This is a genomic window from Halovulum dunhuangense, assembly GCF_013093415.1.
GTDB classification, from domain to species: domain Bacteria; phylum Pseudomonadota; class Alphaproteobacteria; order Rhodobacterales; family Rhodobacteraceae; genus Halovulum; species Halovulum dunhuangense.
The window spans coordinates 21,688-36,278 of sequence record NZ_JABFBC010000004.1 but is presented as its reverse complement, the minus strand read 5'-3'; the positions used below and the strand labels follow the sequence as shown (position 1 = coordinate 36,278).

Here is a 14,591-nt window from a genome sequence, read left to right as displayed (position 1 = left end):
AATGACGGGATGCTGAGCGGAAGGATGCCGACATTCGGGGCCGGGCTGCGCGCCATCGCCCGCAACGGCATCCTGCTGTCGGGCGCCATGTGGATCGAGACGGCGATCCGCTTCGGCTACATCCTGGCGATCACGCACTACATCGGGGCCGAGGGCTATGGCGTCTGGGCCTATGCGGCGGCGGCCTATCTGCTGGGGGTCGGGCTGTCGGGCTTCGGGCTCGATGCGCTGATCCCGGTCCGGCTGGGCGCCTCGCGGCAGGGCACCGGGCGCTACCTGGGCGCGACGCTGACGATCCGCGTGGCGCTGGGCGCGCTCGCCGGTGCCGGGCTTGCGGCCTATGCCGGCCTCGTCGAGCCCGATCCGACCATCCGCATCGCCCTGCTTCTGGCGGTTCCGGCGCTGGTCGGGCGCAGCCTTTCGCTGTGGGTGCGCACGGTCTTCGTCGCCTGCGAGTCGCCCGCACGGCAGGTCCGCCTGTCCGTCGCTATGCGCCTGGCCGAGGTGGCGACCGGCGTCGCCCTGCTCTGGGCGGGGGGCGGCATCCTGGGGATCATGGCCGTCCATGCGCTGGCCATGATGACCGAGGCGGCACTCGGCCTTGTCCTGATGAACAGGCATGTCGCACGGGTCCGGCTGACCATCGCCGCCTCGGAGATCCGCCCCATCCTCGGCCAGGGCGCGACGCTGGGGGTGACGGCGATGCTGACGGCCTGGCTGTCGGCCGGCCCGCTGATCCTTCTGCGGCATTTCGGGCCGTCGGACCTGGCCACCATCGGCCAGTTCGCGCTCGCGCTTCAGGTGGGCAACCTGCTGGTGGCGGCCGTCATTCCCTTCTACCAGGCGGCGCTGCCGGCCCTGAGCCGGTCGGTCGCCAACGGGGATCCGCGGGCGCACGGCTACGGCCTGCTCACCGCCGGAGCAGCGCTTCTGCTGTTCGGAGGGGCGGCGGCACTCGGTTTCGCCGCGGGGCCGTGGGCCGTGACCACGGTGCTTGGCGCTGAATTCGCGCTGACCGGCAGCCTGCTCGCACCGGGCATCATCATCGGCGCGCTGGTGGTGCTGCCAACCGGGTTCTCGCAGATGCTGCTGGTCCGTGGCAGGCGCCGGGCCACGATGCTGGCCGCAGGGCTGGGCTGCGCGGTCTTGATCCTGGCGTTCCCGCAGGCCACCATGCAGTGGGGCGTGCATGGCGCGGCAGCAGCGCTTGCGGGGGCGTGGTTTATACGAAGTAGTGTAATCATGCTGATTGTAACGTCACTTGGACCGCCCAGAACATGAAAGTGTGCTGTATGCCCAGCGCAATTTAAAAAAGGTCAATAATGGCTCGCTTTCTACTTTTAACTAATCAGCTTTTTGAATGGGCAGGAAGCGAAACCGTAATCATAGAGATTGCAGAAGAGCTCGAAAAAAGAGGGCATGAAGTATGTGTTTTTGCAAATATATTTGGAGACAGCTTCATAGAAAAACTCAAATACAATTCGATTTCATTCGTTCGGAAAAGAAAAAATATTAAAATTGCTGATTTTGATGTTGTATATTGCCAACATCAGGTTCTTTCCTTGTTTGCGAACCAGCTCATTCACGCAGCCAAAGCAGGAAAGCTACCCAAGATTATATACGGGCACCTATCTCCTTATGTGCCTCTAGAATTCCCAGGCTCAAATATCGAGTCCCTTTTTTCGAGTTGTGGTTTATGCAACAGTCGTGAAACAATGCAAAAGATGGTGGAACTGGGCTTACCGGAGGAGAAACTCAAGTTATTTCCCAATCCGGCGCCAGAGGCATTTTTCTCCCTGGATGCTCCTAGCGATCCGCCAAAAAGCATTTTGGCGGTATCAAATCATTTTCCAGAAGAAGTTATAAACGCCTTAAAAATATTAGAAGAAAAGGGGTTTTCTGTTACGAGAAGGGGATCGGAGTTCAAGAACGAGCGTGTATCACCAAGAGACATTCAGGATCACGATATGGTCCTCACTATAGGGAAGACGGTTCAGTACGCTATCGCAAGTAGGCGACCGGTGTATATCTACGATAGGTTTGGCGGACCAGGCTGGTTAACAGCCGAAAACTTTGAGCGCGCCTCATTCTACAATTTTTCCGGCAGATGTACCTCAAAAATAAAGAGCGCCAACACCATCGCAGATGAAATAGAACGTATTGATTATATTTCGCTTGATCTTCTCAGCACCTCGCTGTCACGCGATGAATTTAGATTGCCTTTTTACATTGAAAATTTTTTCCTGGATAAAAATTGTTTTATTGATTCAAAAAAACACCTATCATTTTTTGAAAAAATTCATATATTGATTGAGCTTTTTCGATATAATTTGAAAATATCAAAGTTGAAAATCAAACAGCCGTTACGACCAGTATATTATTTTCTGAAGCGCCGGATATAGTTTTCGAAAGATGAGCACTCCCCCGCCCCGCGTCGCGGTCCTGATGGCGACCCACAATGGCGGGGCTTGGGTGGGTGCGCAGCTGGAGTCCATCCTCGCCTCCGAAGGGGTCGCGGTGCATGTGTTCGTGTCGGACGACAATTCGACCGACCGCACCCTCGAGGTGGCGCGACATGTCTGCGCCGACCGCATGACGCTGCTGCCCGCCCGGCGGCACGGCAGTGCCGCGCGGAACTTCTTCCGGCTTCTGCTCGACGTGGACTGGAGCGACTTCGACCATGTGGCCCTTGCCGACCAGGACGACATCTGGCGCGCCGACAAGCTGCACCGCGCGGTCGGGCGCATCCGCGCGGGCGGGCTGGATGCCTATTCGTCGGACATCACCGCCTTCTGGCCGGATGGCAGGCGCAGGTACATCCGCAAGAGCCAGCCGCAGCGCAGCCGCGACCACCTGTTCGAATCCGGCGGGCCCGGCAACACCTTCGTCCTGCCGCGCGCCTCGGCCGATTTCCTGCGCAGGCGGCTGCGGGCGACCGACCCGGCCCTTCTGCACCGGGTCGACGCGCATGACTGGCTGATCTATGCGATCCTTCGCGAGGCCGGGATGACATGGGGGATCGACCGGTTCCCGGGCCTCGACTATCGGCAGCACGCGGTCAACGTGATGGGCGCCGCCACCGGCATCGCGGCCCTGCGCAAGCGGCTGGGGATGATCCGCTCCGGCTGGTATCTGGACCAGGTGCGCCTGATCGCCGACATCGCGGGGGCGCGGGGCGGGCCGGTCATCGACTATGTGCGCGATCCTCGCCCGACGCGGCTGTGGGTGCCGCTCGTGCACTTCCGCAGCTGCCGCCGCAGGCTGCCAGAGGCGTTGATGCTGCTTCTGATCCTGCTCGACGCGGGGATCCGCCGGAACGGAGCCGACCGGGCGTGACGCCGGTCAGGGCCGAAGGATTTAGCGAATGGCAGAGAGGGCGCCGACGCTCTTGCGGTTCCCGAGCACGAACCACAGGCGGCCGGGCAACGTTCGGGAGGCGTTTAAAAACTCGGCCAACATCCGCGAGGCGTCGGCCGGCAGATCGGCGCCATAGGCCGCCTTGAATTCCTGAGCTTGAGACAGGCACGAAGAACTGCGAGACCGCCTCAGCGCCTTCAGGCCACGCTCCAACACACCCGCAACACTGCTTCGAAGACCTACGTGATTTGCCCCGTGCTGGCGGTAGAGGATATGGCTCTCGTTGTCATATCGGACCGAACCGTTCGCACTTGCGGTCAGTGAAAGCCACCAGTCGTGCATCAGAATCTGCGACGATCGAACGGGAAAGCGCAAATGTTCGAGAAATTCGCGATCCATGACGCAGGTGCATCCGGTCGCGTAGTTTCCGATCAGCGTGCTTGCCAAACTCTGATCACCGGCATGCCGATACCTTGACAGGGGTCTGAGTTCCTCATCCACCAGATCGAGCGCCGAGCAGTAAAAACCTGAACCTGACCTTTGCAGGCATTCTATAGCCCGCGCGATCTTCTGCGGCTTCCATACGTCATCCTGATCCGACAGCGCGTAGTATTCGGCCTCAATATCCTTGGCCCACTCAAGAAGCGTGAGGAAGCTGCGCGCCGGTCCAAGGTTCTCTCCAACCACGACGCGTATTCTCTCGGGGCCATAGGATCGGAGTATTTCCACCGTCGCATCACTTGACCCATCGTCTCGGGCAAGGATCGAAATGGTCCCTCCAAAGTCCTGTGAAAAGATCGAGTCGAGTTGCTCCTCCAGAAATTTCTCACCGTTCCAGGTGGAAAGCAGAACGAGGACTCGCGGATTGTTCATTTGGCGTTCAGCCCGTCTGTTTCACGCGATCAGGGCCAAGCGCCTCAACCGCAGGGTCCGTCCGCCGCAATCCTTGCCGGCGTGTTCACCGCAAGGACCAGCGCGTATCCCGCTTCGTGGTACATCCCTGCCTGGAGCCTTTGCAGGTCGCTCAGCGTTCCGTCCGGAGAGAACAGGCAGAACACAAGATTGTCGAGCGGATCCATATGTCCTCCTGACCGCTGCCGGCTGCGCCAGGTATGGCCCGGCGTCACACCCTTGCGCGGCTTCAAGCGTATCGAAGACCGCGCGCGCCATCAACTTGGTTCCGCCCCCGCCCTGTCGGCGCCCGAGACCCGGCCGGCCGGTCGCCGGACCGTTCGTCAGTGGTCCAGGATCTTGCTCAGGAAGTCCCGCGCGCGATCGCTGCTGGGGCTGCCGAAGAACTCCTCGGTCGGACGATCCTCGACGATGGCGCCGGCATCCATGAAGACCACGCGGTCCGCGACCTTTCGCGCGAAGCCCATCTCGTGGGTCACGACCATCATCGTCATGCCCTCGCGCGCGAGTTCGACCATGACGTCGAGCACCTCGTTGATCATCTCGGGGTCGAGCGCCGAGGTCGGTTCGTCGAACAGCATCGCCACCGGGTCCATCGCCAGCGCCCGCGAGATCGCGACCCGCTGCTGCTGGCCGCCTGACAGCGCGCCGGGATGCTTGTCGATGTGCTGCGACAGGCCCACCCGCTCGAGCAGGGCCTCGGCCTTGGCGACCGCCTCGTCGCGGCTGCGGCCAAGCACCTTCTGCTGGGCAAGGCACAGGTTCTCGCGGACGGTCATGTGCGGGTAAAGCTCGAAATGCTGGAACACCATCCCGATGCGCGACCTGAGCCGCGTCAGGTCGGTGCCACGCGCCGTGACGTCCACGCTCTCGACGGTGATGCGGCCCTTCTGCGCCGGCTCCAGGCCGTTGACGCATTTGATCAGCGTCGACTTGCCCGAACCGGAGGGGCCGCAGACCACCACCACCTCGCCCCTGGCGACCCGCGTGGTGCAGTCGGTCAGGACCTGGAAGTCGCCGTACCATTTCGACAGTCTCTCGATCTCGATCATGCGGTGCGCGCCTTCTGCAGGTGCCGCACGAACAGCGATCCCGCGAAACAGATCACGAAATAGACGCAGGCGGCGAAGATGTACATTTCGACAAGCCGCCCCTCGGTGCGGGCGACGATGGACGAGACGGTCATGAAGTCCCTGAGCGACACGACGAAGACAAGACTCGTGTCCTGGAACAGGATGATGCCCTGCGTGACAAGGATCGGGATCATGTTCCGGAACGCCTGGGGCAGGACGATGTGGCGCTGGATCTGCCAGTAGTTCAGCCCGGTCGCCTGCCCGGCATGGACCTGGCCCTTGCGCACCGACTGGATGCCCGCGCGGATGATTTCCGAGAAATAGGCCGCCTCGAACAGGGTGAAGGCGATCAGCGCCGAGTAGAAGCTGCCGATCGGGCGGCCCAGCGCCAGGGGCACGAGGAAGTAGAACCAGAAGATCACCAGGATCAGCGGCACCGACCGGATCAGGTTCACATAGGTGGCCGCCAGCAGCGACAGCGGCAGGATCCCCGAAAGCCGCATCAGCGCAAGCAGCGTGCCGAAGACGATGCCGCCAAGGATCGCGAGACCGGTCAGCAGAAGCGACAGCTGCAAGCCCTGCCAGAGGAAGGGAAGGTTGTTCAGGATGACGGCGAAATCGAACCCGGCCATGGCTATTTCGACCCCATGTAGCCGGGGATACGCGTGTAGCGTTCAGCCACCTGCATCACCAGCGTCGCGACAAGCGCGATGCAGACATAGATCACGGTGGCGGCGGTATAGGCCTCGAAGCCGTTGAAGGTGTATTCCGCGATCTGCTGGCTTTGCGCGGTCAGTTCCAGAAGCCCGATCGTCAATGCCAGCGAGGAGTTCTTGAAGATGGTCAGGAACTCGGAGGTCATCGGCGGCACGATCAGCCGGAACGAGATCGGCAACAGAACGTAGCGATAGGTCTGCGCCACCGAAAACCCGTTGGCATAGGCCGCGTTGGTCAGCCCCGTGCCGACGGACTCGATACCCGCGCGCACCTGCTCGGCCACCCGGCTGGCGGTGTAGAGCCCGAGTGCGATGACCGCCGTGACGTATTCGGGGTTGGGCATGTCGCGCTTGATCCAGCGCCCCATGTCGTCGGGCACCAGTTCGGGCATCACGAAGTACCACAGGAACATCTGCAGCAGCAGCGGCACGTTGCGGAACAGCTCCACATAGGCCGTGCAGACCAGGGCGATCGGGCGCGAGGGCAATGTGCGCCCGACCCCCACAAGGATGCCCACCACAAGCGCCAGCGCCCAGGCCGCGATGGCCACGGCAAAGGTCCATTGCACGCCCATGACCAGCCAGCCGAGATAGGGTTCCTCGAAAAGGACGCCCCAGTTCCAGTTGTAGTCCATGCGAAAACATCCCCGTTGGCATGTAGCGAAAGGGGGCGGTCGGCCGCCCCCTTCCCCTGGCCCGGCCGGTTACTCGGGCAGCGCGTTCAGCTGGAAGGACGCCTGAAGCAGGTCGGACTGCTCGACCCCCATGGGCCCGAACCAGCGCTCGTAGATCTCGCCGATCTCGCCCGAGCGGAACAGCGCGGCCAGCGCGCGCTTGCCGACCAGTTCGAAGTCGCTCTCGTTGCGCGGGATCATCAGCGCGTAGGGATCATAGGACAGGAAGTCGCCGACCACCGCGAAGTCGTCGGGGGTGCGCGATTTCTGGATCAGCCCGTGCAGCAGGATGTGGTCGGTGGAATAGGCGTCGACCCGGTCCGTCTCAAGCGTCAGCATGCCTTCGGCATGGTCCTTGACCGGCAGGATCCGCACGTCGAGGCCACGCTCCTCGACCGCCGCCTTGATCGCGCGCTCGTTGGTGGTTCCCTGCGCAAGCGCGATGGTCTTGCCATCCAGATCGTCGACCGACGCGATCCCGGAATCCTTGCGGGTCAGGATCTTGGTCCCGGTGATGAAGGTGACGGGCAGGTATTCGACCTGCTCCTGCCGGGTCAGGTTGTTGGTGGTCGAGCCGCATTCCAGGTCGATCGTCCCGTTCGCCATCAGCGCGATGCGGGTCTGCGGGGTCACCGGCACGAACTGCACCTCGAGATCCTTGCCCAGCGTCTCCTCGACGGCGGCCACCACGGCCATGCACAGGTCTATGCTGTAGCCGACGGGGTTCTGGTTCTCGTCGAGATAGGCGAACGGGACCGAGCTTTCGCGGTGCCCGAGCACGATGCTGCCGCGCTCGGCGATGGCGCCCAGGCGCCCGCTCGTGATGTCCTGCGCAAGGGCGGTGGTGCCAAGGACGGCCATCGCGGCCGCGCCTGCCATCAGGATGCTGAGTTTCTTCATTTGGCCTCTCCTGTCGTGGATTGTTGGTTTTCCCGGATTGTCGATATCAGTCGGCAGAGAACAGATCGGCATAGCCGAACAGCGCGGCGCTGCCCCCTGTGTGCAGGAACACGATGTTCTTGCAGTCTGCAAAATCCCCGCGCCCGACCAGGTCGATCAGGCCGGCCAGTCCCTTGCCGGAATAGACCGGGTCGAACAGCAGCCCCTCGAGCCGTGCAAGCAGGCGCACCGCGTCCTTCATGCCCTCGGTCGGCAGGCCGTAACCGGGGCCGACATGGTCGCAATTGGCGCGCACGCGCTCGCGCGCGACCGTGAAGCCCGCGCCGAGGTGGTCCATCGTCCGGCACGCAAGGTCGTAGACCATCTGCTCCTGCTTCTCGCGCGGCGCCCGCACGCCGATGCCCAGCAGGTCGAGATCGGACTCGACCGCCGCCAGACCGGCGACCAGCCCCGCCTGCGTGCCAGAGCTTCCGGTGGCATGGACAAGCGCGTCGATCTTGAGCCCCATGTCCTCGGCCTGGGTCAGAAGTTCCAGCGCGCAGTTCACATAGCCCAGCGCACCGACCGGGTTCGATCCGCCGCCGGGAATGACATAGGGCCGCCGGCCCTTTGCCCGCAGCGTGTCGGCCAGCGTCTCCATCTCGGCGGCCATGTCCGCCCCGCCGGGCCTGCGGTCCACCGTCGCGCCGTGGATGCGATCCAGCAGGACGTTGCCGTTGTCGGTGTAGTCGGGGTCGGTATAGCCGGTCCGATCCTCCAGCAGGATATGACAGCCAAGCCCCAGCCGCGCGGCCGCCGCCGCCGTCTGGCGCGCGTGGTTCGACTGGGTGGCGCCCTGCGTGATGACGCAGTCGGCGCCCTGCGCCTGGGCGTCGGCCATCAGGTATTCGAGCTTGCGGGTCTTGTTGCCGCCCCCCGACAAGCCGGTGCAGTCGTCCCGCTTGACCCAGATGCGCGGCCCGCCCAGATGCGCGCTCAAGCGGTCCATCGGCTCGAGCGGTGTCGGCAGATGCGCAAGCGACACGCGGGGGAAATGCTCCAGCTTGCGCCGGATCGCGTCGCAGCGATCCTTAATGTTGCTTTGGGCGACGGGGGCCGGGGAAACCGCACTCATGGGGAGGCCTTTCGAAATTCAATGTTGCCTCTGGTCTAGCAACGTTGACCAGCCGCGAAAAATGCTTCTATCCTTGACCGCTCATACAATTGATATGAGCGGGCGGATGGACTCACGGCTTCTCGATGATGTGCTCGCGCTTCTGGAAGAGGGAAACCTCAGCCGCGCGGCGTCCCGGCGGAACATCACGCAGCCGGCGTTCTCGCGGCGCATACAAAGCTTCGAGGACTGGGTCGGCATCCCGCTGCTCGAGCGGCGGAAGAACCGGATCGCGCTGCACCCGGCGCTTGCTGCCAACGAGCTGGAAATCCGCGCGACGATCCAGCGGATCGAGGCCCTGCGCGCCCGCCTGCGCGACGGAACGACCGGGGCGGGGCGCCTTGTCCTCGCGACCCAGCACGCCCTGGCCGCAAGCGTCATGCGCGATACGCTGGTGGCCCTGCACAGGTCAGAGCCCGGTCTGATCACGCGGCTGCGCACCATGAACCGCGAGGACTGCGTTTCCTTCTTCCTGCGCGGCGAGGCCGACCTTCTGATGATCTACGAGGCGCGCGGCTTCCCGCCCCTGCCCTTCGACGACACGATCGGCCGCCGCACATGGATGCGCGATACACTCGTGCCGGTCTGCGGCGGGGCCTTGCGCCACAGGTTGACCGAGGATGGCATTCCCAAGGCCCCCTTCCCGCTGATCCAGTACCCCCCGGACAGCCATTTCGGACGGCTGATCCACCGCAACGGCCGGGACGCGGTGCTGTTCGATCACGGCGGCCGGGTCGCCATCGAGACCGCGTTCAGCGTGGCGGCGCTTAGCCTGGCCGAAGCCGGGCTCGGCGTGGCCTGGCTGCCGCACAGCCTGTGCCTGCGCCAGATCGCGGCCGGGGACCTGGTCAACCTGGCGCCCAGCTTCGGGCAGATCGCGCTTGATGTCAGCGTCTTCTTCTCGAAGCAGAGCGCCGATGCGCAACGCTTCCTGTCCGGCATCTGAGGGGGTCTGAGCGCCGCCGATCCCGCGCGTCCGCGGGGCCGAAGGGAAGCTGCCATAGGTGCGTCATGTTCATGGTTTCAAGCGACGTTCTTCGTGCAAGAACAGCGCCGGCCGGCCCATGCCGTCACGGTCGGCTCAGCCGCCCGTGCCCGACTTCGGCGACATCCGCCAGGCTTGCGATGCTGTCGTGCAGCAGCTGGATCGCATAGGCTGGGTTGTGGACCCAGGCGCCGCCATCCCTGGCCACAAGCTGGTAGTTGTAGGCCGCCATCAGCAGCCGCGGCGTCCAGCTGGCATAGCGGTTGGGACCAAGCGCCTCGGCGTCGGAAATCGCCCCGTCGCCATCGCTGTCGTTGAAGAAATAGGGAAAGCGGCCGGGCGCGTAGCCGATGGGGCTGCCTGCGATCTCGCGCGCATAGGTGGCGATGGCGTTGCCGAGGACGGCGTGCAGCCCCTCGATCTCGGACGCGATGCCACCGCTTGTCACGCCGTCCCCGTCGAAATCGGCGTGGCGGGTGCGGATCCCGGTGATGTCGCCGGTCCCCTGGTGGCAGGCGAAGCAGCGTCCGGTGTCCACCTCGGTCGTGTGCGGCTCGTGGCAGGCGACGCAGCTTCCCACGCTCGGGACATGGCGGAAACGGCCCGCATAGTCGCGGCCCGGATACTCGAACCCGCCGCGCGCATCCGCGCCGTGCAGCACCGCGGCCGCCACGCCGTAATGCACGTTGATGAACCGCAGATCCGGCGACACCGCGTCCGGATCCATTCCGTCCGTCGCGCTTGCCACGCTGTCGGCAGAGGCGCGGCCCTGGTGACAGACCGTGCAGGTCGCCGAAGAACCGAGCCCGCCGACGGTGACGCCCGAGGGGAACGGCACCGCATCCAGCGCCCCCGCCTCGGAGACATGGCAGGCGGCGCAGCCGATCACGGTGTTGATCGTGCCGGGATGCTCTACCGCAAGGGGCGCGCTGCCATCCGCGCCCAGCCAGTCCAGCATGCCGCTTTCCGAATGGCAGGCGGCGCAGGCGGCCGGAACCTCGCCCTCCGGGTTCCAGTGCGTGAAGGCGGGCGAGCGGTAATCGCCATGCGGGCCGTCGAGCCATGCCTCGACAATCTCGGCAAGGCTGCGGTCCTGGGCGGCAAGCGGCATCGCCGCAAGGACGAGGAACGCGGCAAGACCGGAAAGGAAACGGGCGGGGCGCATGGCGGCCTTTCTCGTGCTGGGAAAGACAGGGTGCACCGGGCTTTCGGACCAGGTCCTTGACGCAGGTCAAGGAAGCATGCGCCCGCGCCCCGCTCAACTGGGGCCCTATGCAAGGGAGAGGTTTCATGCAGGACGCGCCGGCCGGCAGCCGATCCGCCGACGCCCACCAGTCGCCACGCCTTCCCGCCTGGGTGGCGGCCCTGCTCTATCCGGCGGCCTGTCTCGCGCCCCTTGCGCTTGCCGCGACGCGCACCGTCGCGCCCGCCGCCACATGGGAGCTGGCGGCAGCGGGTCTGGGCCTTGCGGGTCTTGCGGCGATGGCGGTGCAGTTCGTGACCTCGGGGCGGTTCCAGATCGTCTCAGGGCATCTCGGCGTCGATCGCGTCATGGCCTTTCACAAGACCGCCGCCTGGTGGGTGCTGCTGGCGCTGCTGCTGCACCCGGTGCTTTATGTCGTGCCGACATCTCTTGCCGATCCCGCCCTGGGGGCAGAGCGGCTTCGGGCCTATGCCACCCTGACGCATTACCGCAGCGGGGTCGTGGCGCTCGCGGCGCTTGCAATCCTTGTCATCGGCTCGGCGCTTCAGAAGCGCCTGCGACTGCGCTACGAGGCATGGCGCGGCGCCCATGTGCTGCTGGCGGCCCTCGCGCTGGGCGCGGGCCTGCACCACGCGCTTGCGGTGGGCCGGTTCAGCGCCACGGGTGCGCTGGGCCTGTTCTGGTGGGCGCTGGGCGCGCTGGTCATGGGCATTGTCGCGGTGCTCTACGGGTGGCGCTGGGCCCGGCTGCACCGGCGGCCCTGGCGCCTTGCCTCCGTCGTCAGGGTGGCCGACCGGATCTGGGAGCTGGACATCCAGCCGGTGCCGGGCACGCCGCCGCTGGGCTACCGCGCGGGACAGTTCGTCTGGATGACCGAAGGCGCGCGGCGCTTCCCGCTGTTCGATCACCCCTTCTCCGTCGCCGACAGCCCCGAACGGCCGGGGCTGAGCCTGATCGTCAAGGAGGCGGGCGACTTCACCGGGCGGATCGGGCAGCTTGCCCCCGGCACGCCCATCGGGATCGACGGGCCATATGGCACCTTCACCCTCGAGGGCCGGGACGAGGACGCGGTCCTCCTGATCGCGGGCGGCGCGGGGATCGGGCCAATCATGGGGCTTCTGCGCGACCTGGTCGCGCGCGGGCATGAACAGCCCGTGCGCCTGGCCTATGCCGCGGGCGCGCCCGAAAACCTCGCCTGTCTGGGCGAGATCGCGGCCGCGGAGGCGCGGCTCGACCTGCGGACGCTTCTTCTGAGCGAGACGCCGTCGTCCGGGTGGTCGGGCGCGGTGGGGCGGCTCGACCATGCGCGGATGGCGGAAATGCTGGACGGGCTGGACCCGGCCCGCACCGTGGCGCTGATCTGCGGGCCGGGGCCGATGGTGACGGCGGTCGCCGACGGGCTGATCGAATTGGGGCTTCCCATGGACCGCGTGATGTACGAGCGGTTCGACTATTCCGAAGGCGCCTCACGGCTGGACCGGCGCCTCAGGCGGCGCTTTCTTGCGCTCGCGCTGGCACTTGGCATCGGTATCGCCGCCTTCGTGGCCGCCCTTGGCTGAGGGATCGTCGGCGGGCGCGACGCGCAGGCGGCGCACCCCGAATGGACCCGCTTGATTGCGCCTGCGGAGCCTGTAGAAGTCGGGGGTGCGTTCGCCGGCCGGGCCCTGTCCCGTCACGGGACGCGGGGGCCCCGCCGCATCGCCGGGCCCCGGCAAGGACACAAGGGGAGGACACAGATGTATCGAGCATTCATCCTGGCGCTGGGCATGACCGGGCTTGCAGCGACCGCGCAGGCAGGCGAGGCGGATGTCGCGGCCGGCGAGAAGGCCTATCAGCAGGTCTGCCGCAACTGCCACGGGCCCAAGGCGCAGGGCATGTCGGCCTATCCCAAGCTGGCCGACAAGGAAGCGGATTACCTGACCGAGCGGCTGGAGACCTATCGCGCGGGAGAGCGGATCGGGCCGAATTCGCCCCTGATGATCCCCTTCGCGCAGGAGCTGTCCGACGAGGATATCGTCAACATCGTGGGCTACATCACCACCGCCTTCAAATAGGCAGGCCCACAGGTTGCAGGACACCGGCCGGCGCACGCGCCGGCCGTTTTCGTATGGCGCTTTCCCATTGTGCGGAAACATGAATTTCCGATGCACCGGCTTCGGAATCAATTGAAGGCGGACCCGGCGAAGCGTACTCTCCGCCCACTGCTTCGCCCAGGGTCGGACCAGCTGTCCGGCCCGGCGTCGACAGAAAAAGACGATCCCTTGGGAGGATACAATGAAACTTCGTACAAGCAGCGCATCCGCGCTCTTCCTGGTGCCGCTGGTTGCCGGCGCGCTCGCCCTTCCGGCCACCGCCCAGACCGGCATGAACACCACCGCGCTTGAGCACAGCGTCGTTCTGGACAACCTCGAAAGCCCCTGGGACATGGCCTTCCTTGCGGACGGCACGATGTTCTTCACCGAGAAGTGCAAGGGCCTGTCGGTGCTGATGCCCTCGGGCGAGGTGAAGCCGCTTCTGGGCATGTCCGGCTCGGAGGGCTACCCCAGCACCGCCGACGACCTGTTCTGCGAGGGGCAGGCCGGCATGATGGGCGTGGCCATCGATCCGAACTTCGCCGAGAACCGCCGGATCTATGTCTACTCGACCTCGAACATGGTCACGCCGCACACCAACCGCCTGATGCGGCTGGTGGTCAGCGAGGACTTCACCGGCGTGTCCGATCGTACCGACATCGTGGACGACGTGCCCTACAAGATGGCGGCCTCGGATCACCCCTTCGGCGGGCCCGGCGCGCATAACGGCGGGCGCGTGCGCTTCGGTCCCGATGGCGCGCTCTGGCTGACCACGGGCGACAACCACAACGCCGAGATCCCGCAGAGCCCGACGCTGATGGGCAGCAAGGTGCTGCGCATCGACACCGACGGCAACGCGCATCCCGACAACAACCCGCCCGAGGGCTTCGACAAGCGGGCCTATACCTATGGCCACCGCAACGTGCAGGGCATCGCGTTCGAGCCTGCGACCGGCACGCCGATCGTGGTCGAGCATGGCCCCTGGCACTCGGACGAGATCACCGTCCTGGTGAACGGCGGCAATGGCGGCTGGGATCCGCGGCCCAACATGGCCGGCCGTGGCGATTGCCCGGACAACTACTGCGGCTACAGCCCGAACCAGATGGAGGGGATGAACCGCTACGAGCGCGCGGCCTTCATGCCGATGACCGATCTCGACACCTATCCCGACGCGATGCAGCCGATCTGGGACAACAACGGCTGGTCCCAGGGCAGCGGCTCTGCCGCCTTCCTCGAGGGCGAGCAGTGGGGCGACTGGAACGGCGCGATGGTCGTGGGCGTCATGGGCATCGGCTTCGGCGGCACGCCGATCGGCCAGCGCATCGACGTGGTCGAGCTGACCGACGACCTTCAGGTCGAGGACGTGACCGAGATGACGCTGCCGATGGAATCCGCGCGGTTCCGCTCGGTGGTGCTCGGGCCCGATGGCAGCCTCTACACCGCGGTGGACGAGGGCGCGATCCACAAGCTCACCCCCGCCAACTGAGGGCGACACCGGCGCGCCGCCCCGCCGCGGCGCGCCATCTGCCGGGCGCGGGTCCCCTG

Annotated in this window: 15 protein-coding genes; 7 read left to right on the top strand and 8 right to left on the bottom strand. The window is 65.2% G+C overall.

Annotated elements, in window-relative coordinates; genetic code table 11:
- Window positions 1-24: 24 nt before the first annotated feature.
- Genes HMH01_RS16265 through HMH01_RS16255 form a run of 3 tightly spaced genes read left to right on the top strand, consistent with a single transcriptional unit; the run spans window position 25 to window position 3,336 of the window.
- Window positions 25-1,281 (top strand): lipopolysaccharide biosynthesis protein, encoded by a 1,257-nt coding sequence (locus HMH01_RS16265; protein ID WP_171326856.1) that lies wholly within the window; start codon window positions 25-27, stop codon window positions 1,279-1,281.
- Between the two features lie 41 nt (window positions 1,282-1,322).
- Window positions 1,323-2,402: a glycosyltransferase gene (locus tag HMH01_RS16260; RefSeq protein ID WP_171326855.1), complete on the top strand. Its 1,080-nt coding sequence runs from the start codon at window positions 1,323-1,325 to the stop codon at window positions 2,400-2,402.
- A 10-nt stretch (window positions 2,403-2,412) separates the two neighbouring features.
- Window positions 2,413-3,336, top strand: coding sequence for a glycosyltransferase (locus tag HMH01_RS16255; RefSeq protein WP_171326854.1), 924 nt, complete (start codon window positions 2,413-2,415; stop codon window positions 3,334-3,336).
- 21 nt (window positions 3,337-3,357) lie between these two features.
- Here HMH01_RS16255 and HMH01_RS16250 read toward each other — a convergent pair whose 3' ends face one another.
- From HMH01_RS16250 to cuyA, 7 genes are all read right to left on the bottom strand, one after another.
- Entirely contained in the window at window positions 3,358-4,230 is an 873-nt protein-coding gene (locus tag HMH01_RS16250; protein WP_171326853.1) for a glycosyltransferase family 2 protein, read from the bottom strand.
- 44 nt (window positions 4,231-4,274) lie between these two features.
- Entirely contained in the window at window positions 4,275-4,436 is a 162-nt protein-coding gene (locus tag HMH01_RS16245) for a hypothetical protein (protein WP_171326852.1), read from the bottom strand.
- A 156-nt stretch (window positions 4,437-4,592) separates the two neighbouring features.
- A complete protein-coding gene (locus HMH01_RS16240; protein WP_171326851.1) occupies window positions 4,593-5,321 on the bottom strand; it encodes an amino acid ABC transporter ATP-binding protein in 729 nt (242 codons plus the stop codon).
- The gene (locus HMH01_RS16235; RefSeq protein WP_171326850.1) at window positions 5,318-5,974 is read right to left on the bottom strand and encodes an amino acid ABC transporter permease; all 657 of its coding nucleotides are present in this window, start codon (window positions 5,972-5,974) and stop codon (window positions 5,318-5,320) included. The genes HMH01_RS16240 and HMH01_RS16235 overlap by 4 nt, the downstream gene beginning before the upstream one ends.
- Window positions 5,975-5,976: 2 nt before the next feature.
- Window positions 5,977-6,693 carry an amino acid ABC transporter permease gene (locus HMH01_RS16230; RefSeq protein ID WP_171326849.1) on the bottom strand — a complete coding sequence of 239 codons (717 nt, stop codon included), beginning with the start codon at window positions 6,691-6,693 and terminating at the stop codon, window positions 5,977-5,979.
- Window positions 6,694-6,762: 69 nt separating this feature from the next.
- A complete protein-coding gene (locus tag HMH01_RS16225; RefSeq protein ID WP_171326848.1) occupies window positions 6,763-7,632 on the bottom strand; it encodes an amino acid ABC transporter substrate-binding protein in 870 nt (289 codons plus the stop codon).
- A 46-nt stretch (window positions 7,633-7,678) separates the two neighbouring features.
- Entirely contained in the window at window positions 7,679-8,746 is a 1,068-nt protein-coding gene (cuyA, locus tag HMH01_RS16220) for a D-cysteate sulfo-lyase (RefSeq protein WP_171326847.1), read from the bottom strand.
- Window positions 8,747-8,852: 106 nt separating this feature from the next.
- On the opposite strand from cuyA, the gene HMH01_RS16215 reads away from it, so the two are divergent.
- On the top strand, window positions 8,853-9,731 hold the full coding sequence (locus tag HMH01_RS16215; RefSeq protein ID WP_171326846.1) for a LysR family transcriptional regulator: 879 nt from the start codon (window positions 8,853-8,855) through the stop codon (window positions 9,729-9,731).
- Between the two features lie 124 nt (window positions 9,732-9,855).
- Here the strand turns inward: HMH01_RS16215 and HMH01_RS16210 are convergent, their stop codons facing one another.
- Window positions 9,856-10,935, bottom strand: coding sequence for a polyheme membrane-associated cytochrome C (locus HMH01_RS16210; protein WP_171326845.1), 1,080 nt, complete (start codon window positions 10,933-10,935; stop codon window positions 9,856-9,858).
- Window positions 10,936-11,060: 125 nt separating this feature from the next.
- On the opposite strand from HMH01_RS16210, the gene HMH01_RS16205 reads away from it, so the two are divergent.
- The 3 genes from HMH01_RS16205 (at window position 11,061) to HMH01_RS16195 (ending at window position 14,532) form a co-directional block, all read left to right on the top strand.
- On the top strand, window positions 11,061-12,533 hold the full coding sequence (locus HMH01_RS16205; RefSeq protein WP_171326844.1) for a ferredoxin reductase family protein: 1,473 nt from the start codon (window positions 11,061-11,063) through the stop codon (window positions 12,531-12,533).
- 177 nt (window positions 12,534-12,710) lie between these two features.
- Window positions 12,711-13,028: a c-type cytochrome gene (locus tag HMH01_RS16200; RefSeq protein ID WP_171326843.1), complete on the top strand. Its 318-nt coding sequence runs from the start codon at window positions 12,711-12,713 to the stop codon at window positions 13,026-13,028.
- A 220-nt stretch (window positions 13,029-13,248) separates the two neighbouring features.
- Window positions 13,249-14,532: a PQQ-dependent sugar dehydrogenase gene (locus tag HMH01_RS16195; RefSeq protein ID WP_171326842.1), complete on the top strand. Its 1,284-nt coding sequence runs from the start codon at window positions 13,249-13,251 to the stop codon at window positions 14,530-14,532.
- Window positions 14,533-14,591 lie beyond the last annotated feature (59 nt).

Bases quoted from the DNA above. Each gene is read 5' to 3' on its own strand.
- HMH01_RS16200 (WP_171326843.1), top strand. From the start codon at position 12,711: ATGTATCGAGCATTCATCCTGGCGCTGGGCATGACCGGGCTTGCAGCG.
- HMH01_RS16265 (WP_171326856.1), top strand. From the start codon at position 25: ATGCCGACATTCGGGGCCGGGCTGCGCGCCATCGCCCGCAACGGCATC.
- HMH01_RS16245 (WP_171326852.1), bottom strand. From the start codon at position 4,436: ATGGATCCGCTCGACAATCTTGTGTTCTGCCTGTTCTCTCCGGACGGA.
- HMH01_RS16215 (WP_171326846.1), top strand. From the start codon at position 8,853: ATGGACTCACGGCTTCTCGATGATGTGCTCGCGCTTCTGGAAGAGGGA.
- HMH01_RS16250 (WP_171326853.1), bottom strand. From the start codon at position 4,230: ATGAACAATCCGCGAGTCCTCGTTCTGCTTTCCACCTGGAACGGTGAG.
- HMH01_RS16225 (WP_171326848.1), bottom strand. From the start codon at position 7,632: ATGAAGAAACTCAGCATCCTGATGGCAGGCGCGGCCGCGATGGCCGTC.
- HMH01_RS16230 (WP_171326849.1), bottom strand. From the start codon at position 6,693: ATGGACTACAACTGGAACTGGGGCGTCCTTTTCGAGGAACCCTATCTC.
- HMH01_RS16235 (WP_171326850.1), bottom strand. From the start codon at position 5,974: ATGGCCGGGTTCGATTTCGCCGTCATCCTGAACAACCTTCCCTTCCTC.
- HMH01_RS16205 (WP_171326844.1), top strand. From the start codon at position 11,061: ATGCAGGACGCGCCGGCCGGCAGCCGATCCGCCGACGCCCACCAGTCG.
- HMH01_RS16195 (WP_171326842.1), top strand. From the start codon at position 13,249: ATGAAACTTCGTACAAGCAGCGCATCCGCGCTCTTCCTGGTGCCGCTG.
- HMH01_RS16210 (WP_171326845.1), bottom strand. From the start codon at position 10,935: ATGCGCCCCGCCCGTTTCCTTTCCGGTCTTGCCGCGTTCCTCGTCCTT.
- HMH01_RS16260 (WP_171326855.1), top strand. From the start codon at position 1,323: ATGGCTCGCTTTCTACTTTTAACTAATCAGCTTTTTGAATGGGCAGGA.
- HMH01_RS16255 (WP_171326854.1), top strand. From the start codon at position 2,413: ATGAGCACTCCCCCGCCCCGCGTCGCGGTCCTGATGGCGACCCACAAT.
- HMH01_RS16240 (WP_171326851.1), bottom strand. From the start codon at position 5,321: ATGATCGAGATCGAGAGACTGTCGAAATGGTACGGCGACTTCCAGGTC.
- cuyA (WP_171326847.1), bottom strand. From the start codon at position 8,746: ATGAGTGCGGTTTCCCCGGCCCCCGTCGCCCAAAGCAACATTAAGGAT.